Source organism: Cutibacterium sp. KB22876 (assembly GCF_059728865.1).
In genome coordinates this window covers 1084604-1107630 of sequence record NZ_AP040858.1, presented here as the reverse complement: position 1 = coordinate 1107630, position 23027 = coordinate 1084604, and the positions used below count along the sequence as shown (strand labels likewise).

Here is a 23027-nt window from a genome sequence, read left to right as displayed (position 1 = left end):
AACGACCTCCTTGCGGGTCCGCGCCCGTCGGGTCACGGGATTTCCGTGACCTGACCCGCAGGATCGACCTGGCTCGCGCTGAGGCGCTCACAGTGGCGGGACCGCTCCGGATTCACACCGGATTCCTCCCCGAGGGCCACCGTCGATTGTGTCACACGGGTCGGGTTGTCCTCACCCGGCACTGCCCTAAGCTTCCCTCATGACCCATGATCCTGACGCCACCCTCCTCGGACGCACGCCTGGCCTCGACGAGACGCACTTCGCCCATGACGGCCTCATCACCAAACATCCGGTGAGGGCCGTCGCTCTGGCAGCGTTGCGACCCATGCCGGGCCAGCTGCTGTGGGACCTCGGCACCGGCGCCGGGTCGATCGGTGTCGAGTGGTGTCGCACCGATCCGACCTGCCGAGCCATCGGGGTGGAGCGCAAGACAGAACGGGCCGCCAATGCCCGCACGAATGCCGCAGAACTCACTCTGCCCGGCCAGTTCGAGGTCATCGACGCCGACCTCACCAAGGGGCTGCCGGAGGGACTGCCCGACCCGGATGCCATCTTCATCGGCGGCGGTGCGACGGAAACTCTCGTCACCCAGTGTCGACCACGTCTACCCATCGGGGGACGGCTCGTCGTCCATGGGGTGACGATGGAGGCCGAGATGCTCGTGGAGTCCTTGCACCGGGATCTGGGCGGTGACCTCATGAGGTTCGGCGTCGAGACCGCCGACAGCATCGGCCGGCTGCGGGGCTGGAAACCGGCCCGCACCGTCGTGGCGTGGACCTGGCAGCACACTGAGTGACGACGAGCCACCCAGTGTGCACAGTTGTCTGACCCTGGACTCAGCTGATCTGGGAGGCCAGCAGGCAGGCAGCCCAGGTCTGCTCGGCAGCGAAACGCACATGGTGTGGCACTGCCGAAACCGACAGCGCTGACCTGTTCATGATGACCATCGAACCGCCGCACTGTGGCCGCCCCATCAAGAGTGCCTTGTGCCGCTGATGTCACAACGATGACGTCAACACGGACTGCTCGGCGCCAGGTGTGACAGGATCGCGACGACCTCGCTCATCGTTCGGGGACGCTCATCCATCCCAAGACGCCGGACCAGTTCGAGGGGCCAAGGCAGGTGTAGATGGGCCCTCTCCACCATGGTCACATTTGCGAGTAACTCGTCGATCGGCCCCTGCTGCACTCCCCCGTCGACAACGATGAGCGCCTCGTCAGCCCAGGCCAGGGCCAGGTCGACGTCATGGGTAGCCATCGCCACGGTCGTACCGTGGTCGCGCAGACGGTCCAAAGCCTCCAGCATCTTGGTGACGCCGACCGGGTCGAGTCCGGCGGTGGGCTCGTCAAGGAGAAGCAGATCCGGGCGCATGGCGACGGCACCGGCGACAGCAATCCTCTTGCGTTCGCCGTAGGACAGCTGGTGCGTGGCACGCTCGGCAAGATGGCTGGCCCCGAGTAGCTGCAGGGCCTCGGCGACGCGGTCGCGCACCTCCGCCACGTCCAGCCCCATGTTCATCGGGCCGAAGGAGACGTCCTGGCTCACGTCAGCGCTGAAGAGTTGGTCGTCGGGGTCCTGAAGGACGAGCTGAACCGCCCGACGGTGCTCACGAAGCTGGGTGCGCCCGTGACCGAGCACGGTGTCACCTCTCTTGACCTTGCCCTTGACGGGCTTGAGGGAGCCCGACAAGCAACGCATCAGCGTCGTCTTGCCCGATCCGTTTGCTCCCAGAATCGCCACCCGAACTCCAGCGCGGAAGGACACGTTGACGTCGGTGAGCACCATGGGCCGGCCAGGGTGAGTGGCGTACAGGTGCTCGGTCGACAACAGGGCTTCGTCACTCATCTGAAAATCCTTCCGGTCGTCGACCAGCTGATCGCCCAGACTGCGGCGATGACGGTGACGACGATGATCTTGAACCGCGCTGATCCGACGCGTTTGACGGGCAGGGTCACCAGTGCGGACTCGAATCCGCGGTTGACCAGGCCGTCGTTGAGGCGGTTGGCCCTCGTCCAGGCTCGAATTCCGACCGATCCGAGCAGCGCTGCGGTGTTGCTCATGCGCCGGTTGAGCCCGCCAAATTTCCCTTCCGGGGCGTCGCCGAGGCGGGCGTGCTGAGCTTCACCGGCCGTCACGACGGTGTCGAGCAGCACGAAGATGAGCCGGTAGGTCAGGGAGGCGATCTCGAGCAACGGGTCAGGGATGTGGAACTTCCGCAACCACGTGAGCAGATCGACCATGGGGGTGGTGACGGCCAGCACCATGAGGGTGAGGGTGCCGCAGACGCCATGTTCAATCAGTGACATCGCCTGGGCGGTGGTGACCGGCCCGATGCTGAACACCCCGGCATGCCACCAGACTGTCCCGATGGGGGACGACCCAAGGCTGATGAGGACCGAGATCCCGCCGACCACCAGGAAGACGATCGGGGCGGCCATGGCTTGCCACAGCACTCGCCCCCGGATGCGCGCCGGGCCGAGGATGACGATGACGCTGATGATCCCGGCGAGTAGCGCCCCGGGCCAGATGCCGGAGCCGACGACCGGGCTCACCCACGACGATGACTCCATCGACGGGGTACACAGAGCGGTCAGGAGCAAGGATGCTGATAGGGCGACCTTCTCACCAACCGGACGACGCCGCCAGGGGGAATCCCAGGCGGCGTCGTCGAGAGAGGTGATTGTCATGACTTGGCAGTCGCAGTGGATTCCGACGAGGTGACGGCGGCCTCGGGCACGTCGTCGACACTGTGCAGGTCAGAGGCGTGCTCGGCCTCCTCACGACCCTTCTTCTTGCCGGACATGCGGCCCAACGCGTACCCGGCAATGCCGGCACCCAGGGCAGCCTGCATGGCGAACAGACCGGACTCGACCTCACCCGAGTTCGGCTCGAAGATCGGCTCGATCCATTTCTTGGCACCGGCTTGCTCGGCGGCCTCGGCGGCAGCGTCGTCAGTCCCCCCGAATCCTTCCTCGTCGCCGCTGGTCTTCTTGCCACCCAGTACCATGCTGATGACGAACAGGGCCACCACGAGGACGATGATGACGGGGGTTACCCACTTGCTCTGTCCGGTCAGAGAATTGTCCTGACGGGTCTTGGTTACGGTGCTCTCAGGCATGAGCCACCTCCTGACTGTTACCGAGGACGCCGAGCTGCTGGAGCTGCGGGGTTGCGACCTTGGCAAGGAAACGGAACAGCAAGATGCCGATGAACCCCTCAATGAGGGCTAGCGGAATTTGGGTGATGGCGAAGATGCCGAGAAACTTTCCAGCAGCTCCCCAGACGCCACCGGTGGGATCCGGGAAGGCGAAGGCGAGCTGGAAGCTCGTGACGACGTAGGTGATGAAGTCGGCGAAGACCATGCACAGGAAGATTGCCAACGCGTCGGATCCGTGGAGTTTCTTGGTGAGTTTGTAGAAGGCGTAACCGGCCCACGGCCCGGCGATGCCCATCGAGAAGGTATTGGCCCCCAGTGTGGACATGCCACCGTGAGCCAGCAGCAAGGCCTGGAAGATCAACACGATCATCCCGAGGAATGCCATGACCGGTGGTTTGAAGAGGGCAGCGCCGACGCCGGTTCCCGTCGGGTGCGAGGACGAGCCGGTGACACTGGGAAGCTTGATGGCGGAGAGGACGAAGGTGAAGGCGCCAGCAGTGGCGAGCAAGAGCTTGTTCTCGGGGTGCTCCTTGACCTCCTTGACGACTCGATAGCCGCCATGGATGACGAATGGTGCGGCAGCCGCGTACCAGACTGCGCACTGAGTAGGTGAGAGAATCCCCTCAGCGATGTGCATGAGGCGTCATCTCCTTTCTCGGGATTCGCGTCCCGTCCTGGAAAGGCCTGACGTGCATGGCAGATCTGACTTTCGGTCCTCACGGGATCGTTCACAGTGGCGCGTCCGTGCCGGCGGTTCCCGGCTTCAACCACGTCATCAGGGCGTTCTTGAATTGTTCTAAGACCAGTGAAACACAGCAATTCAGGGGTTTCATCCAAGGGTTGCCTAAGCGTGATTCCGCCCTGTCACGACGGAATTGGCGAGTGTTACGCTTCCGAGGAATCAGTTTTCGCCGTCGTCAGGAGGACGTCGTGGCCCACGAGTACGTCAACAACGGATCCGACATCTACCGCGAGTCCTTCCGCATCATTCGTTCCGAGGCGAATTTGGATCGCTTCCCCACCGACGTCGAGGGAGTCGTCGTCCGGATGATTCACGCTGCTGCGGATCCCGCCATCGCTGACGACATCGTCTTCACACCAGGTGTGGTCAAGGCCGCCCGCAAGGCCTTGGGCAACGGTGCCCCGATCCTGTGCGACTCCTCCATGACGGCCACCGGAATCATCCGGTCCCGTCTGCCCCGTGACAACGAGACGATCTGTTACATCAAGGATCCCCGCTTGGCCGACATCGCCAAGGCCAAGAACATGACGAAAACCTGCGCAGCGGTGGACCTGTGGGCCGAGGAGGGCAAGCTCGACGGGGCCATCGTCGCCATCGGCAACGCCCCCACCGCCTTGTACCGGGTGCTCGAGGTGTGCGAGGAGACGGGTGCCTGCCCGGCAGCCGTCGTCGGCATCCCTGTCGGGTTCGTCGGTGCAGCCGAGTCCAAGCAAGCCCTTGTCGACTCGCCCCTGGACTTGGAATACCTCACCTTGTTGGGACGACGTGGCGGCTCAGCGATCGCAGTGGCCGCCGTCAACGCCATTGCATCGACCGACGAGCTGACCAACAACCATCGCTGAGAAGCCCCTCGCCAGAGCATCGCAGTGGGGCTGAAACCGGCGTCGCCCAGCAGCCGCATCTCACCATCCCAGCCAGGCTCCGTAGCTCGCCTGTCCGGAGATCTGCACCCCTGCTCGCCGTCGTCATGGTCAACGACAACCACGTCAACGTCACAGACACCGCACCTGTGAAGCCAAGGGGTACCGAAGCGGCGCAGCTACCTCTCAGCCCTCGTGCCCGGGCACGGAGGCCGGAATCTTCAGCTGGGGTTTGATCGACGACTGGGGTTCCAACCCCCACTTCTCCAGGCTGACCCTCAGGTGCTCGGCGGCATCGATGTTGAGCGGACCAGAGGTCCACATGGCGTAGGGAAGGTTGAGGTAGCGCTTCTTCTTCACCGCATCCAGGTTCTTGGTCGCCGGATTCGATTCCAAGATCTTGATCTTCTCGCTGTAAGGCTGAGCGTCGTAGTCGACGAAGGCGATGGCGTCCGGGTTCATCTTCGCCACCTTCTCCCAGCCGATGCGCACCCAGGTGTCATTGACGTCATGGGCGCCGTTCTGCGCACCCGCCGCGTTGATGATGGCTTGGGGGCCGCCCTTGCTTCCGCTGGTGAAGACGGTGTCCTTGGCGGAGTCGAAGAGCAGCACCGTCGGGGTCTTCTTGGCCTTCGGAGCCTTCTGAAGGGCATCGAGACGATCATCCATGTCCTTCACGGCCTTCTTGCCGGTGTCCTCGTGCCCAGTGAGGGTGGCGAGATTGGTGATGTCGGTACGCACCGCATTCCAAGGGTCCATGACGCCGCGGGCGTTCTGGCCGTCCTTCTGTCGGCAGGACTCAGTGAGCAGATAGCTGTTGATGCCCTTGCCGTGCAGAGTGTCGGGAGTGAGGTTGTTCGCCTCGGAGAATCCGTAGTCCCAGCCGGCGACGACGACGTCGGGCTTGTTGGCGATGATCGACTCGAGCGTCATGTAACCCTTGACAGCCTCGTGCAGGCCATTGATGGTGGAAGCGCCATACTTCGCGGTGAGAATCTCCTTGTCCCGGCCCATCGAGCTCACTGCGGCGATCTGTTTGCGTGCCCCGGCACTCAGCGTCGTGGCGATGATGCTGCCGTCATTGACGTAGAGGCGTTCGGCATTCCTGGGATAGGTGACCTTCTTGCCACAGTTGGTCACGGTGACTTCGCTGGAGTCCTTGGCGGAGTCGCCGCTCTTGGGAGTGGCCCCACTGCCGCAGGCGGTGAGTCCCACGGCCAGACAGGCGGCCATGACGACGGGTAGGAATTTGGTGGACATTTCAGTTTTCCTCTCTGCTGAGTTCAGGCAGCGGCGCAGTGCACACGAGCTCCTGGCTGCCATCGGGGGTGGTGACATGGTGTGCGACGACGTGGAATGCCGTCGCGACGTTCGATGGGCTGAGCGCCTCATGGGCCGGACCTGCAGAGAGCACTCCGCCATCCGCCAGGACGACGACGTGGTCGAAGTGGGCTGCGGCCATGCCCAGGTCGTGGATGGTGGCGACCACCGTCCGACCGCTGGCGCGCAGCGTGTCCAGCAGCATGAGTTGGTGGCGCACGTCGAGGTGATTGGTCGGCTCGTCGAGCATGATGAGGTCTGCACCCTGGGCCAGGCCACGGGCGATGACGGCGCGACGCCGTTCACCGCCGGACAGGTGGTCGCAGCGACGATCGATGAGGTGGTCAAGTCCGACCAGGGCCAGGGAATCCCGGATGATCCTTCGCTCGGAACGCTGCCCCACCTGCCACGGCTTGCGATGCGGAGTGCGTCCCAGCGCAACCATCTCACCCAGCAGGAGGTCTGGCGATGGCGACTCCTCCTGCCCGACGAAGGCCATGAGCCGAGCACGTTTCATGGGGGTGTAGTCGGTGACGGAGGTGCCGTCGAGCAGGACGTCGCCGGAATTGAACTGACGCACCCCGGCGATGGATCGCAGCAGAGTCGACTTGCCGACTCCGTTGACGCCGACGATGGCGGTGAGCTTCCCCGGCTCGGCGATGAAGCTGACGTCGTCGACGATGACGCGGTCGTTGATGCGGCACTGGACGTTGCGAACTTCGAGACGTGTCATGACTCACTCGAGAATCGGTACTGACTGCGCCCCATGAGGTACAGGAAGATGGGAGCGCCGATGAACCCGGTGACGACGCCGAGAGGCACCTCCTGTGGTGCCGCGATGACGCGGGCGCCGACGTCCACCCACAGCAGGAAGAGACTGCCGATGGCGGCGGCGACAGGCAGCATCGACCGGTGACTGGCTCCCACGAGCAGCCGTGACATGTGCGGAATGACGAGTCCGACGAATCCGATGCCGCCCGAGACCGCCACGAGCACCCCGACGAGTACCGAGTTGCCGACGAACAACGCCTTACGCACCCTGGTGTCGGGGATGCCGAGGGATCGAGCGACGTCGGTGCCAGCCGCCAGGGCATCGAGCCAACCCGAGAAGGCGATCATGAGCACCACGGACAGAGCGGTGACGATGGCTGCCACCCACAAACTGTCCCAAGTGGCACCGGACACCGATCCCAGCATCCAGTACAGCACCGACTGCGCCGCGCGCGGGTCCGAGCTGCGGAAGACGAGGAAACTCGCCAGTGCCGAGAATGCCGCAGAGAGCACGACGCCCGAGAGCACCAGCCGCAGCGGCGTCATGCCGCCCTGGGCCATGGAGATGAGGTACACCAGACCGGCGGCGCCCAATGCCCCCACCAAGGCTCCGATGGTGAGCCGGTGAGGGCCCCAGGAGGCAAACATCCCCAGGGCGATGACCGCGGTGGCCCCCACACTCGCACCGGCCGAGACACCCAGCAGGTAGGGGTCGGCAAGCGGGTTGCGCACCAGGGTCTGCATACCGCTTCCGGCCAGGGCGAGTCCGGCTCCGACGATGATCGCCAGCAGTGCCCTGGGGGCACGCAGGTCCCAGACGATGACATCGATCGTCGGGTCGGGGCCCGGCTCACCAGTGATCCTGGCACCAACCGTGTCAAGAACGCCACGCATTGGCAATGGTTCCGAACCAATGGTCAGCGAGACGACGGCGCTGACGACGATGAGCACGACGAGGATGATCACCAGGGGTGCCACCGGCAACCGGCGGTCACGCTCGGCCGACCGTCTCGAGGAAGGCATAGCTGTTCCTTCTGGGTGCGAGGACCTTGATGCGAGGCCCGAACGACACAAGTCATACATGGGGTCTTCGGACTTCGGATCACTCTCGGTCGGCCCTTCCCAGGATCACTCCCAGTGGTCTTGCCGACGTCGTCACCGTCACCGCTGCGCAACAGTCCCGGATTCTCACCGGATTCACTGCGGCCTCATCGGGGCCGCACCATGTATGCGAGGCAGGCTAGCACCTGTGACACGCACTTCGCGACGTGCCGTCCGCCAGCCCCTTGTCACAGACATGCCGGATCGCGTGCGGCACACGCCTCGGAACCCACCGAGCGCAATCGACGGGGTACTTCGCACCCGCGTGGTAATTCAGTTCGGCAAGGTACCTCGTGCCACACCAGGTGACAGACACCACGACTCCTGACACATCTGCCACAGAGACGAACGGACCACAACACCGCCACCGACAGGATCTCCATACCGCGCAGAGCTCCCCACACTGCGAAAAGTTGTGCTCCCGCCGCCGCTTCATGCCTGGAGTACAACTTTGTGGCTGAAAAATTCTGCTCAACAGCACAAGCGCGAGGGTAAGCACAATTTTCTCGACTGGTTCAGCAGCCAGAACCACAGGGAGCAGCCTCGAAGACTGCACCCAGACACCCAATCCGAGGGTGCAAGTACAATCTTTCGGTCAAAAAGTTGTGCTCCACCGCCCCGAAAGGGGAAGTGCACTTAGCTTTCCGGTGTATCGGAACACGCTCTGCCTGACCAGGAACTTGGCGAGATGGATCATAAGGACTGAAAAAGTCAGGATGCCTCGTCACCTGTCCACAGGTAGTGAAATCCGCGACCTGCCATTGCCTCTGACGAAGGCTGCAGTACTCCGTCAGCCATGAGATCCTTGAGGACCTGTCCGACGTTGGAAGCCCACACATCCAGGATGACGCCCAATTCTGTCGTACTGATACGCCCTCGATGCCGGGCATATTGACGAGCCGTCACTGCTCTACTAGGCACTGAACGCTTCAAACCGCGATTCGCATATTCCATGTCCAGCTGCTTGTTTGCTCTCTTGGAGAGGGTAAACGCGGGGAGGGCTTCGTCGGGAACGCCGCGGATGGGCTTCAGCAAGGGTTCGCCATCACACTCCGTCTGCCGTAGAAGCTCAAGAGTTTCGTGAACTTCCTCGACGGGGACTTGCAGGTAGGGAGCAAGAATGTCCTCGTCGATCCAGAGATGATCAGTGAGGAAACGCATAACCATCAAAGTGCGGAGATTTTGCATGAGCTCGGGAACATCCATACCAGTGAGCCACGATGTCCATGCCACGTCAGGATCGACACCGGAAAGCGTCGTCACCACATAGGGACCGTCAATTTCCCGAATGGTCGGCATGCGAAGCCCCCGGCGAAGCAAATCACCAACCATACGGTCAACTCCGATACCTTCACGTTCTGCAATTCGAAGTGATGCCAAGAGCTCAGTGAGAGCAACGTTTCTGGACGTCGATGGGTGGGTGATGATGTTCTCAGCCGTCACACCTCCGAAGAATCCTCCGGGGCTGGTAACTCGCAAGACGGCTCCATTGTGCTCGATGAGCGTTGCATCGGGCAGCCCCCATTCACGATGAGCCAACCCATTGACGATGGCCTCACGAATGGCACGTTCCGGCAGCTGGCGGACCTGCCCCTCGACAAGTCCCGAAGACACATGCGATAAAGGGTTGTACGCCCGCGCGACGGCGAACACCCGTTGGAGCTGCTCAAGCAGTGATACCCCACCAATACGTACTCGGTCACCGCTGTCCTGACCGGGCATGTCACGACGTATGTAGTCAAGGCATGGCTCGGGACGCCCCACAAAGACCAGAGCAGCAGCATTGGTGAGCTTGCCCTCACCATCAATGGCGTTCAACCGGGACAGCAACTCACGACTCGTACAGTTGGCCAATTCCACCGCCGCCTCGTCGGTGCTGGCTTGGAGGAAGGCGCGTGCTGCGTCAAGGGCAGCAGGTCGCACTTCCTCCAGGCTCACGTTTGAGAACTGCGCCGACCAGTCGTAGCGGATAGAGTACTGATGGCGGTGGTGCCATGACGTTGCGTCGATCTCCTCGCAATGATCACCAATCCGCCAGCGGATCTTTCCCTTGACCTTGATCGGTTCCAGCGCGGTGGGTGATCTGACGATCAACAACCTGGCATCGTGAACGTGGACTTCTCGGACGTCAACAGTCAACGCGCGAGAGGTGTGCTCATAGATCTTCCTCCGCAACCACTCGGTATCCAAGGATGTACCGATGAGCAATGGTCCATCATCCTTGTCATTGACTCCGACGATCAGAGCACCACCCCCAGGGGTGTTGGCCATGCACGCGGCTTCACCGGCAAGCTGCTCAGCGGCTCGTTCATCCTCACGTCGACCCAGTAGCAACTCACCGTGCTTGCCTCGTCGACTGGAATCCTCCTTGAAGTCAAGATACTTGCATTCCGGGACCCGGTGCCCTGCGTCCAAGTGCTCCAGCGCAGCGTCGATCTCAACTGCAATCGGGTCTGGCCCGAAAGTTGTTCCCATGTGAGCAGTCCACTTCCAGCTACAAGTTTGTGCCCAGAAACTTTTAACCAGGCATCCAGTCCAGACATTGAGTATAACTTTATGACTGAAAAGTTATGATCAAGCTCAGCGACGAGGAGTGCGCACACATTTTCGATGGATCTGACGTCCCCTCACGATTGGGGAGACAACTGGCTGGCATGTTGAGACAACATGAGCCAACACAGCGGGGCGGCGGATGATTCAGTGCGGTATTTCGGTTCGGCAAGGCACCTCGTGCCACGCCAGGTGGCGAACCCCACGATCCCTGGCACATCTGCCACGGGGTCGCTGGACCACGACCCGCTCGGCAGACCGGACCACCACCTCACCCGGGCCCGCGCACACTCTCACTTACACTGCAAACAACAGTGCAAGTAACGAACATCGGGCAACGTGCCAAAGATGGCGGAGACGCTATTCGCGAACATGCCCAATGGCGGCACAGTCATCCTCGGGGTGGACGAAGCAAACGGTCGGTTCGACGTGGTGGGCGTCAAGGACATCGCAACAACGGAGGCGGGTATCGCAACACAGGCCAGGGATGCCGTCCAAGCATCACCGCATCTGGATTTTCAGACATTCACCATTGACGGCAGACAGGTGGAGGTTCTCCATGTGGACGAACAGATCGACTACGACTTGGCCGCTGCCAGGGGACGTGTCGTTGACGACCTGGAACCTGAGCTGGTGGAGTCGTATCTGACGACAGTACGCACCAGTGACCGACGATTGCGCGACCATGCTGACGAGCGAATCCTGCGGATGACGAACATGCTGACAGCATCAGGGAGAACCAACGTTGGCAGGACTGTATGCCCTGGGTGACTATCCGCAGGGGCACTACCCGGCGCTCATGTGGCGTCAACATGACGACTACGAAGCGAAGACAGCGAGGCCCTCACCGGGCCCCAAAGATCTTCGGTCCCAACCCGCAACGAGGAGCACGTACTCGCTACACTCGTCGCAGGGGAGAGCACTGACGATCCACGAACTTGCAGACTACGCGGGACTGACAACTGGTCAGGTGCGTTACGCTCTGGCGTTGCCGCTCAAGGAAAGACTCGTCGTCATGGATGGCCGCCAAGGTGCCCGGACGACCTGCTACCGAATCCATACCGTATGCTGAACCATCCACACTTTCACTCACACTGCAACACTTGCAGTGTGAGTTGCAGTCTGGCGACCCACCCGCCAGGCCTGGAACACATGTGAACGGCGTGGAGCTGGGCACCAGAACAGACACCGTCGGGAAACGGGGGCGCCTGCAGCTGGCTCACCCCCAACGCTTGGGGGGTGCCACGGGGACGGAATATCGCTGACCGTACGGGCCAGCCACATGGGGGACCGGCACACGGCCTCAGCCCCAGAAGGATTCACCCTCCCAGGTTCCCAGCGATACCACCGGGACGACCTGACCCGAGATGACCGACCCCTCATGGGGAACCCTCGGCAGGTTCGCCGGGGCGGCCAGGGTCATCGGGATCGAGGTATCGCCGACGATCCGGTACCAGTCGACGCCGGTGAGCGCATTGGCGCGCTTCTCGACCCGCTTGCAGACCATCGTCATCTCGGCGACGGCGCTGGCCTCCCCGCGAGTGGCGCGACCGGCATTGATCTCCATCAGCCACGGGCTGATCAGGGTTCCGGCGGCGAACTGCAGATCACCGGTACCGCCCAGAGACCCCTCGTGAGAGCGTCCGTACTCCTCCTCGGACTCGAAAACCCGCAGCATCTGATTGGCGACGGCGCCCACCCTCAGATGCTCGATGAAGCGTGGGGTGTCGTCACCGGGTTCGGGGCACAGCGGTATCTCAACCGGGTCGTCAACATTGGCCAGGAAGCGCGCCAGGTGCTTGCGGTTGGCGGCGGGCAGCTTGAGCACCGACTCCCCGGTGAGCATGGATGCCAAGTTGGCGTGGGAGTAGATGTCGACCAGTGCCACCGTCGAGCTGAACCGCACCAGATCGGCGGGGTGAGTCGTCGGGGCGACGAGGGAGGCCATCGTCTCGATCTCGTCGCGATCCTTCTGCTTCATGAGCGCCAGCCGCGCCCCGGACGGATCGGTGTAAGCAGCCAGCAGGTCGAACCCTCCGACGTCCTCCACCCCGACAGCACCAGCCTCAGCCGCGGAATTGACGAGGACGTCGAGATCGGGGGCGTCGAAGCCCAGGGCATGTAGGTCATGGGAGATCACCCGACGATGATAGGCAGGAAAGCCCTGAACCGTCATCGTCGGGGAATCCCTCCTCGACAGATTCAGCCCTGCAAGGCTCGCAGCACCTCGTCACGCAGCTTGGCGGAGCGACGCGGGGTACGGTCGCCGACGACGCTGACCGTCATGCCACCAGCCCTCTCGGTGGCCGGGGTGAAGGCACTGCCCTTGCGTCCCTTGTCACCACGCACACAGAAGACGCCGCGCTTATCGGCCTCCTCGGCCACCAAGGCGTTCACCTCAGGATCGTTGGTGAGGGCCTGGACGAACCAGACGCCGTCAAGATCCTCGACCTGGAAGGCGCGACGCTCCAGGTCCACCAATCCCTTGCGGGACATCCGCGTGAGCTGGATACCGGAGTTCGGGGCGACGACGTGGACCTCGGCCCCGGCCTCGAGCAGCCTCACGACGCGGCGTTCGGCAACGTGCCCGGCACCGACGACCAGAACCTTGCGGCCCTGCAGACGCAGACCCGTCATGTAAACCGGGGCTCCCTCCCCCAGGCCCACCTCGTCAAGGGGTTCTCGGTAGCGATCGACGACGACGTCAGCGACCTCGTCACAGTCACCGATGACCGGGGCGATGCGGATTTCGACTCCGGGATGGCTGGCCTGCCAGGCCTCCACCTGCTCGGTCATCCACACGTGCAGCAGCCCCGGGAAGAGGAAATTGCCCTGCACGACGATCTGATCGGCACCCTGGGCAGCCAGGGCGGAGAGGGCCTCGGGAACCGACGGACGGGTCACCTGGATGAAGGCCGGTTCAACCCGGTCAAGGTCGTTCTCCTCCCAGAACATCCTCGTCAAGGTGTAGTGGGAAGCGTTGGCATCGGGCACGAGAGCTCCGCGTCCCACCAACACCACGGCCGTGTCGCGGGAACGCCACTCCTCGCGTCCCTCACCGGCAGCGAGGGTCTCAGCGAGACGACGGTTGAGGGCCTTGCGCATCCGCACGTCCGGCAGCAATGGGGCGGAATACATGACGCGTGCGTCCCCACGGCCCTCGTCGATGGCCTCTGGAATGTCCTCCCGGACGTGACCGCCGGTGTTGAACATCAACGGAACGACGACGGCGGCTGCCGGGTCCTCGTCACCGTCAGCGCCCTCGGGAACCTCCGGTGTCTGGGCGACGGCGGCACGGACGGCGTCCGGGATGCCGGGCTCGGCGAGCTCGACGAACCCCAGCTCGACCGGGATGCCGGGCAGTTTGCCGGCGATGCGCTCGGCCAGGGCGCGACACTCGGCCACGCCGGACTCGTCACGGGTGCCATGTGCTGCGATGACCAGCGGGGTCCCACTGGTGAGTGGATCGGTCATTTCGACTCCTTCGTCTCGGCGTTCTTCTCGGACCCGGACATGCGGGTCGAGTGGACCGGCGGCTTGGACAGGTAGGTCTTCTCGTCAGCCTTGGGCAGGTCCTTGTGCGTGTAGTTCTTGCGAGCCTCACCGGTGACGTGGCCGTCCATCCAGTGGTAGTCACGTGGGGTGACCATGAGGCGTCGTCCGTCTCCGGAGCTCACGTACTTGGTCGTCGTCGAACCCACGACGACAAGGGTCGTCATGCCGACCCATTCGGGCTTGAACTCCTCGAGGGTGGACATGATCACCTCCTGCTGACGACGCTCGGCATGGGAGACGATCGCCACCGGGGTGGACGGCGGACGGTGCTCAGCCATGATCGCCAGGGCGTCGGGGAGCTGATGGGTTCGGGTACGTGAACGCGGGTTGTAGAAGGTGGTGACGAGATCCCCCTCGGCAGCCGCTCTCACCCTCTTGAGGATGAGATCCCAGTCGGTGTGCAGGTCCGAGAGACTGATCGTGGCGTGATCATGGCCCAGCGGAGCACCGAGGATCGCCGAGATGGCGAGCTCGGCGGTGACACCGGGAACGATCTCGACGTCGATGCCATCGGTGCCCATCTCCAGGGTCGGGGAGGCCATGGCATAGATGGCCGGGTCGCCGCCGCACACGAAAGCCACGTTGCGACCGTCGCGGGTCGCGTCAATGGCCGCCTGGGTGCGCTCCTCCTCGGTGCCCATCTTGGTGGCCAGGATTGTGGCACCCGGACGCACCAGGTCGCGGATCTGACGGACGTAGGGGGCATAACCCGCTATGAAGGTGGCATTGCGGATGGCATCGACGGCGCGCGGGGTGAGAAGATCTCGCGAGCCGGGCCCGAGGCCGACGACCGAGAGGTGACCCCGAGCCGGGATGCGACCGACTGCGCAGGTGGCCTCGGGAGTCTTGGTCTTGTGGACCAGCAGCTCGGCTCCCTGGCACAGCACGGCAGCCTCGCTGACACTCGGTGTGCCGACCTCGCGGGCGACGACGTCGGAGGGAGTCGGGACATCCTGGGCGGCCAGCTCCTCCGCGGACTCGGTGCGGTACTCGACGCCGAGCTGATTCGCCAGCTTCACGAGACCGAGCTCACCGGCCTTGACCTCGTGGGAGACCAGACGAGTGACCGATCCAAGAGCCAGACCGTTGTCAGCGAGGGTCTTCTCGAGAAGCTCTCGCAGCGGTTCGACCTCGGTGCCCTTGTTACATCCCATCCCGACGACCAGGCAGTTCGGGTGCAGGACGACGGTGGGCAGGTCGTCACCATGGTCAGTCCGAATTCGCTCTGCGACCCGCTCGGAGACGATGATTCGGGCGACCGGGGATTCAGCATCCTCGGTGACGTTCTTGGGCAGTGGGGGCAGCGGCCAGGGCTGTTCGCGGATGACCAGCACCGGGAGTCCGGCGATGATCGATCCGGTCACCCCGGCGACGTCACCCTCGTAGGCCCAACCGAGCTGATCGAGGGCCGGGACACCGAGGGAGTCGGTGGCGGTGGACACGACGGCGGTGCCGCCGAGAGCCTCGGCGATGGTGCGGGAGAGCTCGTTGGCCCCACCGACGTGGCCACCCACCAATGGGATGGCGAAACGGCCGGCCTCGTCGACGACGACCACACCCGGGTCGGTCTTCTTGGACTCCAGCAGCGGGGCGATGATGCGCGTCGTGGCACCCAGGGCCAGGTGGGAGACGATGAGGTCGCACTCGCCCCAGGCCGCCGCCAGCCCGGTGCGGGACGGTCCGACGTACTTCTTGGTCTCGCGCTTGAGCACGTGGTCGATGGCCTCGGCGTGGGCCGCCGCGGCGTCGGAATTGATGATCTGTCCGATGATCGGGTCACGGTCCGAGCCGTCCGGGTTGGTGTCGGCGCCGGGCTGGGGGGCCTCGGGAGCATTGACGTTGACGTCACCGGCCAGCTCCGGGTTGATGCCCAGGGCCGCCGGGGAGTCCGGATGATGCTCGAGGACCAGCACGACGTTGGGGCTGAGGATGTCCGCGTCAGCAATGACGGCCCTGGCTGCTTCCTCGTCGAGGACACGCACCCGCTGGCCCTCCTCACCGATCTTCTCAGCGAGGACGAAGGTCTTGCCGCGACCCGCGAGCCCGTCGACCAATTCCGCCAGGCCTCGGTTGGGGGCTGTCAGCACGCCCACCTTGGGATGGATCTTGGCAAGCCGGATGGCGGTCTCGATGTCCTTGGAGTGTGAGGAGACGAACTGGGCGTCGTCCCAGGGCAAGGCCACGGCGGCGAAAGCAGCCTGCAAGGAGGTCGGGGCCGTCACGACCTCGACCTTGAGACCGGCCTGGCGGATACGTCGCACCACACCGAAGAAGAGCGGGTCACCGGAGGCGATGACAACGACGTTGGCGTCGTCGGGCAGGGACTGAACTCGCTCGACGGCAGGGCCGATGAGGCCGAGCTTCTGACGCTTCTCGTCGGGAACGTTGAGGGCGTCAAGGTGACGCTGACCTCCGACGACGAGGTCAGCATCGGCGGCCTCCTGGCGCAAGGAGTCGGAAATGGTACCGAGATATCCGTGGACGCGAATCATGAATTGTCCTTCGTGTCGGAGTTCGTGGGGTTCTGGTCGTAGACGCCGCGAGTGCCGTGGGCCTTGAGGTCAGCGCGGGCCTGGGCGTCAGCTCCGCGGTATTCGTGACGGAAACCGGGGTGGTAGAGGTGGCTGCGAGTCTTGATCGGACCCTCTGCCAGGGCCGGTCCGACGAGGACGACGGCGTGCTTCCACAGCTTGTGGTTGCGCATCGTCTCCGAGAGGTGGGCCAGGTCGCAGCGGAACATGATTTCCTCGGGCCAGCTGACCGCGTACCCGATGATGCAGGGAGTCTCGGGCAGGTAGCCTCCCTCCAGCAGGGCATCCTGAAGAGCCTTGTTACGGGCCGCCGAAAGGTAGATCGCCATCGTCGCACCGTGACGGGCGAATGAGGCGACGGTCTCCCCATCGGGCATGGGGGTCCGCCCGCCCTCCAGTCGGGTGAGGACGAGTGACTGGGACACCTCTGGGACGGTGATCTCGACGTCCATCCGGGCCGCGGCGGCCGAGAAAGCCGAAATGCCCGGGATGGTCTCGAAGTCAATACCGATGCGACGACACAGGTCGCGCTGCTCGGCGGTGGCGCCATAGATGGACGGGTCACCGGTGTGGACCCTCGCCACCACCAGCCCCTCGTCGCGAGCGCGGGTGTAGAGGGGCTCGAGGTCCTCCAGCGGGATGGAGGCGGAGTCAATGAGCTCGGCTCCCGCCTTGTGACGGGCCACCATGTCGGGGTGAACGAGGCTGGAGGCCCAGATGATGATGTCAGCGGTCTCGATGACACGGGCTCCGCGCAGGCTCACCAGGTCCGGAGCGCCCGGTCCGGCACCGACGAAAACGACCTTGCCTGCTCCCTCGGGGATCTCCCGCCGCGGTACCGGAGGCGGCTCGATGGCGTTGTGGTCCAGATCCTCCAGGACCCTCTCAGAGGCGTGCTGAGTGGGTCGTGCAGCTTGAGGTTCGTTCACAGTTTTCCTCCCGTGATGGTGCGCTCTGGAGTGGTGAGGACGGTCGAGAAGTACGGCAGAGCCTGAGTATCAGCGACCTCACCGAGGGTGACGATCTGCTCGGACTCCAGCGTGACGTCGGTGCCGATGACAGCCTGACGATCCCGCTGCCGCAGCTGCTCGACAACGTCTGGGAGTTTGCGTCCCCCCTTGTAAATCGCCACTGAGTCGACGAGGTCGAGGACCTGGCCAAGTTTTTCCATCCCGACGGTGGCCGGGACGAGGGCCAGGACCTCCTTGCCCTCCACCAGCGGGCGCCCGGACGCCGCCGACAGGGCCTGCATGGCGGTGATACCTGGGCTCAGCTCGACGCTGACGTCGGGGAGTCTCTCCTCGACATTGGCGCGCAGGTAGGTGAAGGTGGAGAAGACCGTCGGATCTCCGACGGTGGCCAGGGCGACAGTGCGAGCCCCTTCGTCGAAGGCCGTGATCGCCGCATCGGCGGATACCTGCCAGGAGGCCCTGCGCTTCTCGCCGACACCAGACCTCTCCCGCATGGAGAAGGGGATGCGCTTGATGCGCTCGACGATCTCCGGGGCGACGGCAGTGATGATGGTCTCGGCACGTCCGGGACCGTCGGTGGTGGCCTCGGTGTAGGGCACGAGGATGACATCAGCCTCGCGCAGGATGCGCACGGTTCTCAGGGTGACCAGCTCTGGGTCACCCGGCCCCACTCCGACCCCGATGAGGGTTCGTCCCGACTTGTGGTCAGGATGTACAGGGGCATAGCTCATGACGGCCTCCTCAGGTGTCCTCGCCCGATGACGTGCGCAACGAACCGTTCGAGTGTCTGGCTGCCATCACCGCGGCGATGGTCACAGTGGCGGGACCGCGCCGGACTCACACCGGCTTCCTCGAGATCGGTCGTTGTATCGATCCTCCCACATCGTGGCACCACACCACGACACGGCCGGGGTCAGCTCCCGCCTGCCAGGGAGAACAGACGGTCAAGACCGAGATGCTCCTCAACGGCGTCGGCCAGCACGTCGATCATCTGCTCGCGGCGCTGCCCATACCCGATGGCACCCTCCACCGGGCGCCACGCCGATCCGGCATGCTCGGCAGCTTCGGCCAGCCAGGCGCGCCGGAAATCGTCACATTCGAAGGCACCATGCCACATCGTCCCCCAGACACTTCCGACGCGGACTCCGTCGAGGAAGGGCTCCCCCGCCGACAGGTCGACATCCATTCGGCCGTGATGGATCTCGTAGCCGCCGACCTCGATCCCCCGCCAGGATCCGCTCGGGATGGCCAGGGTCTTGTCGGCACCGAAGGTCACCTCGACCGGCAGTAGCCCGAGTCCCTCGGTTCGCTCGGTCGGCGATTCCTGACCCTCGGGGTCGAGGATGAGGCGGGTGAGCATCTGGTAGCCGCCACAAATGCCCAGCACAGTGCGACCTTGACGGGCACGGCGGGCCACGACCTCAGCGATTCCGGTGGACCTCAGCCACTCCAGATCACGCACGGTGGACCGCGATCCGGGCAGGACGAGCACGTCGGCCAGTTCGCAGGTGTTGGGGTTGGTCGTCACCTGGACGTCGACCCCGGCCTCGGCGGCCATGGCGTCGACATCGGTGGCGTTGGAGATTCTCGGCAGCCGGACGACGGCAACCCGCAGATCGTCGGTGGAAACGGAGTTCCCGTCGTGACGCCAGCGTCCCACCTCCAACGCATCCTCACCGTCGAGCCACACCTCGGGGACCCAGGGCAGCACCCCAAAACTCGGCATTCCGGTGCGACGAGTGATCTCTTCCAGACCAGGAGCGAGAACGGACTCATCACCGCGGAATTTGTTGATGACGTACCCGGCCAGCAGGGAACGGTCCGCGTCGTCGAGCAGCGCCCAGGTGCCGAAGAGGCTGGCGAGCACCCCGCCGCGGTCAATGTCCCCGACGAGCACCACCGGCAGGCTCTTCTCCCTTGCCAGTCCCATGTTCGTGTAGTCACCGGCACGCAGGTTGATCTCGGCCGGGGAGCCCGCACCCTCGCAGATGACCATGTCGTGGGCGGCGGAGAGCTCGTCGTAGGCGGCCCATGCGGCTTCCGCGAGGTGACGTCGTCCGGTGGCGTACTGTCCCGCTTCCAGCACGCCTCCCGGCGTGCCACGCAGCACGATGAAGGAGCGACGATCGGTGCCAGGTTTGAGCAGCACCGGATTCATGGCTGATTCCGGAGTCACCCTGGCGGCGCTGGCCTGCAGGTACTGCGCCCGGCCGATCTCGGACCCGTCGGGGCAGACCATCGAATTGTTCGACATGTTCTGGGCCTTGTAAGGAACGACGTCGATCCCGCGACGCCACGCGGCCCGGCAGAGGGCAGTGACGACCAGCGACTTCCCGGCGTCAGAAGACGTTCCGGCGACGAGGATTCCACTCATCTCACTTCTCCTTCGCGCTCGAGTCGTAACGACGAGGCAGGATGCCGCCGTAGAACCTGAGGTGGGCGATGGCCGCTACGCCGAGGCAGGCGGCAGCCGTCGCCATCCCGGTGACCCCGGTGACGAGGTCGGCAGCGTCCGCGACCTTCCGACCGTCCGGGCGTGCGCCGTCTCCCAGCAGGGGACGATCCTCGTGACGATTGCCGTAGTAGACATTGCGTCCGCCCAGTTGCACCCCGAGGGCGCCCGCCCAGGCCGACTCGCACCATCCCCCGTTCGGACTGGGGTGATGGCCATGATCACGCATCATGATCTGCACTGCCCGACGCCGGTCTCCCCCGACGGTGGGCGCCAGCAGGCAGGCGAACAGTCCGGTCAGCCGGGCGGCAGGGAGATCCAGCAGATCGTCAAGGTGGGCGGCAACCTTCCCGAAGTTCTCGTAACGCTCGTTGTGGTGTCCGATCATGGCATCGAGGGTGTTCGCCCCTCGATGTACCAGCATTCCCGGTACTCCGGCCACGGCTCCCCACCACAGGGATGCCACGGCGGCGTCGGCGGTGTTCTCGGCCATGGACTCCACGGTCGCCCGAGCCAGTTCCGGCTCGTCGAGCTGGTCGGCGTCACGGGAGCACAGGTGGGACAGCTGCTCGCGGGCCCCGGCCAGGTCGTCCTCGTCGAGCCGGACGTACATTCGCTGACCTTCGTCGGCCAGCGAGGTCGCCCCGATGACCGCCCAGGTCGTCGCAGCCGTCGTGATCACGCGCAGCATCGGGTGTTTCGCGGTGACCTTCTCGACCCCTGCCCCCAACAGGGCCAGAGGGACGAGACATGCAGCCACATGAGCACCGCCACGCGCGACGGAGTCGGCCCAGTCACGCTTCTCGAGGGCAGCGGCGGCATTGCCAAAGACCGCCACCGGGTGGTGTTCCTGCGGATCACCGAACAACCGATCGGCGACGACACCTACTCCCAGCCCCACTGCCCGGGCGGCCAACCCGAGCCCACGACGACGGTCACGATGACACAGCATGCCCACACCCTAGAGCAGCGGCCCGGACTGATGAGGAGAGGAGTCGCTGATGAAGGGTCCAGAGGGGATTGGTACCCGCCCCACGAAAGGACCGACCAGTGCGGCCCAATCCAGCAGGAGCCGACCGACACCTCATGCGGGGCTCTGGGTTGACGGCATGTGGTGACGGGCACCGGGACCGCACCACACGAGCAGCCACGAGTCGGAGGTTTGGTGTTGGTTCGACGCGGGGAGTGGGTGTCGGGCGCTTTCACGGTGCCTCCTTGAACTGCCTGCCACGGACCTGGACAATCGGTGGTTCCAAAAGCTGGGAGCACCTCCGCCTTCACAACCAGCCGCGTCTCCTGGCCTCGGCAACTGCCTGGGCCCGATTGACGCTGTTGGTCTTCGCGATCGCTGAGGACACGTGGTTACGGACCGTTCCGGTCGACAGGGAGAGCTTCCTCGCGATGACGGCGATCGGCTCCCCCGACTCCGCCTCCCGCAACACACCTCGCTCCCTCTCCGTCAACGGGTTGTACCCCTCCAGCAGGGACTCCGCGGCCAAGGATGGGTCGATGACGCGGCCTCCCTGATGAACCTTGCGCACTGCCTGGGCCAGTTCGGAGGCCGGGGTGTCCTTGACGACGAATCCCGCCGCCCCGGCATCCATCGCCCGGCGCAGGTACCCGGGGCGTCCGAAGGTGGTAACGATGAGAATCTTGACGTCAGCCCCAGCCAAGCGGTCCGCCACCTCGATGCCGTCCATTCCGGGCATCTCGATGTCGAGCAGCAGCACATCGGGACGGGTCTTCTCAACCGTCAGGACGACCTCGTCGCCACGACTGCACTGGCCGACCACCTCGATGTCGGGTTCCAGGGAGAGCAGAGCGACAAGGGCACCGCGTACCAAGGCCTGATCATCGGCGAGAACGAGTTTGATCGACTCGTCGGTCATAACACCACCACCTTGGTTCCCCGACCATTGTCCCCCGAACCGATGTCCAGCTGCCCACCGACGCCCTCGACCCGACGCCTCATCCCCGCCCGACCGGAACCTTCCTCGGCGTCGCCGACACCGATGCCGTCATCGATGATGCACATCCGGTCGTCGGACAGATCGATCCAACAGCACCTGGCCTGAGAGTGGCGGATGATGTTGGTGACGGCCTCACGCACCACCCATCCCCACACGGCGTCATGGTCGGACTCACCGGTCCGCTCGTCGCGGACCCGAAGGGAGATGCCAGCTGTCGTCAGGGCTGTCGCCGCGGTGGCGAGTTGGGAGTCCAGGTCAGCCTCGTTGAGGTCACTGACCAGGCCTCGAACCTGCGCCAGGGCCTCGCGAGTCAGGTTGTGCGTGTCCGCTGCCTGTTCCTTGGCAGCCTCCGGGTTGATGTCGATGAGTTTGCCGATGAGTTCGGCTTTCATGGAGATCACCGTCAGGCTCTGGCCGAGAAGGTCATGGACGTCGGAGGCGATCCTCTCCCGCTCGGCATAGGTGGCCTCGATCTTGTGCTGCTTGTTCTGCTCGAGCCGGTTGTTGCTCCACACCCGACTGATACATCCGGCCAGCAGAATCATGGCCATCGACGGCAGCCCGATGAGCCACCACTGTCGCTGGTCGTCGACGATCCGGGCCACCAACAGCGCGGCGACCTCGAGCACGAGGACCATCAGGACTGCGGATGTCGACATTAGGAAGAGGGTGAAGGCCAACGGAAAGGCGAACATCTCGACGGCCGCCGACGGATCGACGAGGGCCACCCCGCCGTTGAGCAGGCATATCACGGCCAGAAATGCCCAGGGCCAGCGAGGCATCCAACGTCGCGAGAGCCAGGTCTCCAGCGTGTCGACCCCCAGCCAGAATCCGAACAGGTAGACCAGCACGAAGAGGCCGATGAGGACGAACCCGGTGACCCGCTGGGACCTCACGAGCTCGGGGTTGGCAGCTATGTGCTCGATGGGATAAGCAAGGAAGATCGTCCAAATCCCGGCATACAAGGTCTGCGTCCCGCGCGCGCCCCATGCCGACAGCGAGCGTCTGGAGCGTTTGCGCATCGGCCTGTTCTCCTCCCAGCTGGC

General features: G+C 64.3%; 20 protein-coding genes and 3 riboswitches. Of the genes, 3 read left to right on the top strand and 17 right to left on the bottom strand.

What is annotated here, in order from left to right; all coding sequences use genetic code 11:
• Positions 1-39 precede the first annotated feature (39 nt).
• Positions 40-176, bottom strand: a riboswitch (cobalamin riboswitch).
• A 23-nt stretch (positions 177-199) separates the two neighbouring features.
• The gene (cbiT, locus tag AC6I1W_RS05050) at positions 200-796 is read left to right on the top strand and encodes a precorrin-6Y C5,15-methyltransferase (decarboxylating) subunit CbiT (RefSeq protein ID WP_065674342.1); all 597 of its coding nucleotides are present in this window, start codon (positions 200-202) and stop codon (positions 794-796) included.
• A gap of 216 nt (positions 797-1012) precedes the next feature.
• On the opposite strand, the gene AC6I1W_RS05045 is transcribed toward cbiT, so the two are convergent.
• The 4 genes from AC6I1W_RS05045 to AC6I1W_RS05030 are packed head-to-tail and all read right to left on the bottom strand — an operon-like array spanning position 1013 to position 3795.
• A complete protein-coding gene (locus AC6I1W_RS05045) occupies positions 1013-1846 on the bottom strand; it encodes an energy-coupling factor ABC transporter ATP-binding protein (RefSeq protein WP_065674341.1) in 834 nt (277 codons plus the stop codon).
• The gene (gene cbiQ, locus AC6I1W_RS05040; RefSeq protein ID WP_065674340.1) at positions 1843-2688 is read right to left on the bottom strand and encodes a cobalt ECF transporter T component CbiQ; all 846 of its coding nucleotides are present in this window, start codon (positions 2686-2688) and stop codon (positions 1843-1845) included. The genes AC6I1W_RS05045 and cbiQ overlap by 4 nt, the downstream gene beginning before the upstream one ends.
• Positions 2685-3119, bottom strand: a complete 435-nt coding sequence (locus tag AC6I1W_RS05035) for an energy-coupling factor ABC transporter substrate-binding protein (protein ID WP_065674339.1) — start codon at positions 3117-3119, stop codon at positions 2685-2687. The genes cbiQ and AC6I1W_RS05035 overlap by 4 nt, the downstream gene beginning before the upstream one ends.
• Positions 3112-3795: an energy-coupling factor ABC transporter permease gene (locus AC6I1W_RS05030; protein WP_065674338.1), complete on the bottom strand. Its 684-nt coding sequence runs from the start codon at positions 3793-3795 to the stop codon at positions 3112-3114. The genes AC6I1W_RS05035 and AC6I1W_RS05030 overlap by 8 nt, the downstream gene beginning before the upstream one ends.
• Positions 3796-4088: 293 nt before the next feature.
• Between AC6I1W_RS05030 and AC6I1W_RS05025 the strand changes: the two genes are divergently transcribed.
• Positions 4089-4742 carry a precorrin-8X methylmutase gene (locus tag AC6I1W_RS05025; RefSeq protein WP_065674337.1) on the top strand — a complete coding sequence of 218 codons (654 nt, stop codon included), beginning with the start codon at positions 4089-4091 and terminating at the stop codon, positions 4740-4742.
• Between the two features lie 204 nt (positions 4743-4946).
• On the opposite strand, the gene AC6I1W_RS05020 is transcribed toward AC6I1W_RS05025, so the two are convergent.
• The 4 genes from AC6I1W_RS05020 to AC6I1W_RS05005 form a co-directional block, all read right to left on the bottom strand.
• Positions 4947-6020 (bottom strand): ABC transporter substrate-binding protein, encoded by a 1074-nt coding sequence (locus AC6I1W_RS05020; RefSeq protein ID WP_270237242.1) that lies wholly within the window; start codon positions 6018-6020, stop codon positions 4947-4949.
• A gap of 1 nt (position 6021) precedes the next feature.
• Positions 6022-6813 (bottom strand): ABC transporter ATP-binding protein, encoded by a 792-nt coding sequence (locus tag AC6I1W_RS05015; protein ID WP_284950373.1) that lies wholly within the window; start codon positions 6811-6813, stop codon positions 6022-6024.
• Positions 6810-7829, bottom strand: a complete 1020-nt coding sequence (locus tag AC6I1W_RS05010) for a FecCD family ABC transporter permease (RefSeq protein ID WP_179856619.1) — start codon at positions 7827-7829, stop codon at positions 6810-6812. Before AC6I1W_RS05010 ends, AC6I1W_RS05015 begins: the two co-directional genes overlap by 4 nt.
• A gap of 86 nt (positions 7830-7915) precedes the next feature.
• Positions 7916-8095: riboswitch (cobalamin riboswitch) on the bottom strand.
• A gap of 568 nt (positions 8096-8663) precedes the next feature.
• Positions 8664-10427 carry an RNA-binding domain-containing protein gene (locus tag AC6I1W_RS05005; RefSeq protein ID WP_065674333.1) on the bottom strand — a complete coding sequence of 588 codons (1764 nt, stop codon included), beginning with the start codon at positions 10425-10427 and terminating at the stop codon, positions 8664-8666.
• Positions 10428-10850: 423 nt separating this feature from the next.
• On the opposite strand from AC6I1W_RS05005, the gene AC6I1W_RS05000 reads away from it, so the two are divergent.
• Positions 10851-11273: an AlbA family DNA-binding domain-containing protein gene (locus AC6I1W_RS05000; RefSeq protein ID WP_069101822.1), complete on the top strand. Its 423-nt coding sequence runs from the start codon at positions 10851-10853 to the stop codon at positions 11271-11273.
• A gap of 532 nt (positions 11274-11805) precedes the next feature.
• Here AC6I1W_RS05000 and AC6I1W_RS04995 read toward each other — a convergent pair.
• The 9 genes from AC6I1W_RS04995 to AC6I1W_RS04955 all read right to left on the bottom strand — a co-directional run bounded on the left by AC6I1W_RS04995 (position 11806) and on the right by AC6I1W_RS04955 (position 23003).
• Entirely contained in the window at positions 11806-12642 is an 837-nt protein-coding gene (locus AC6I1W_RS04995) for a VOC family protein (RefSeq protein ID WP_171048608.1), read from the bottom strand.
• 62 nt (positions 12643-12704) lie between these two features.
• Positions 12705-13976 (bottom strand): CbiX/SirB N-terminal domain-containing protein, encoded by a 1272-nt coding sequence (locus tag AC6I1W_RS04990; RefSeq protein WP_117188810.1) that lies wholly within the window; start codon positions 13974-13976, stop codon positions 12705-12707.
• Positions 13973-16549 carry a precorrin-3B C(17)-methyltransferase gene (cobJ, locus tag AC6I1W_RS04985; RefSeq protein ID WP_497743523.1) on the bottom strand — a complete coding sequence of 859 codons (2577 nt, stop codon included), beginning with the start codon at positions 16547-16549 and terminating at the stop codon, positions 13973-13975. Before cobJ ends, AC6I1W_RS04990 begins: the two co-directional genes overlap by 4 nt.
• Positions 16546-17517: a precorrin-4 C(11)-methyltransferase gene (gene cobM / locus AC6I1W_RS04980; RefSeq protein ID WP_138237634.1), complete on the bottom strand. Its 972-nt coding sequence runs from the start codon at positions 17515-17517 to the stop codon at positions 16546-16548. The genes cobJ and cobM overlap by 4 nt, the downstream gene beginning before the upstream one ends.
• The gene (gene cobI, locus AC6I1W_RS04975) at positions 17514-18242 is read right to left on the bottom strand and encodes a precorrin-2 C(20)-methyltransferase (RefSeq protein WP_428991949.1); all 729 of its coding nucleotides are present in this window, start codon (positions 18240-18242) and stop codon (positions 17514-17516) included. Before cobI ends, cobM begins: the two co-directional genes overlap by 4 nt.
• Positions 18229-18456, bottom strand: a riboswitch (cobalamin riboswitch). It overlaps the preceding gene by 14 nt.
• Positions 18457-18472: 16 nt before the next feature.
• Positions 18473-19933 (bottom strand): cobyric acid synthase, encoded by a 1461-nt coding sequence (locus tag AC6I1W_RS04970; protein ID WP_002549709.1) that lies wholly within the window; start codon positions 19931-19933, stop codon positions 18473-18475.
• A 1-nt stretch (position 19934) separates the two neighbouring features.
• Positions 19935-20963 (bottom strand): adenosylcobinamide-phosphate synthase CbiB, encoded by a 1029-nt coding sequence (cbiB, locus tag AC6I1W_RS04965; protein WP_016667029.1) that lies wholly within the window; start codon positions 20961-20963, stop codon positions 19935-19937.
• 325 nt (positions 20964-21288) lie between these two features.
• Positions 21289-21900 (bottom strand): response regulator transcription factor, encoded by a 612-nt coding sequence (locus tag AC6I1W_RS04960; RefSeq protein ID WP_002549688.1) that lies wholly within the window; start codon positions 21898-21900, stop codon positions 21289-21291.
• Positions 21897-23003: a sensor histidine kinase gene (locus AC6I1W_RS04955; protein WP_138237635.1), complete on the bottom strand. Its 1107-nt coding sequence runs from the start codon at positions 23001-23003 to the stop codon at positions 21897-21899. Before AC6I1W_RS04955 ends, AC6I1W_RS04960 begins: the two co-directional genes overlap by 4 nt.
• Positions 23004-23027: the final 24 nt, after the last annotated feature.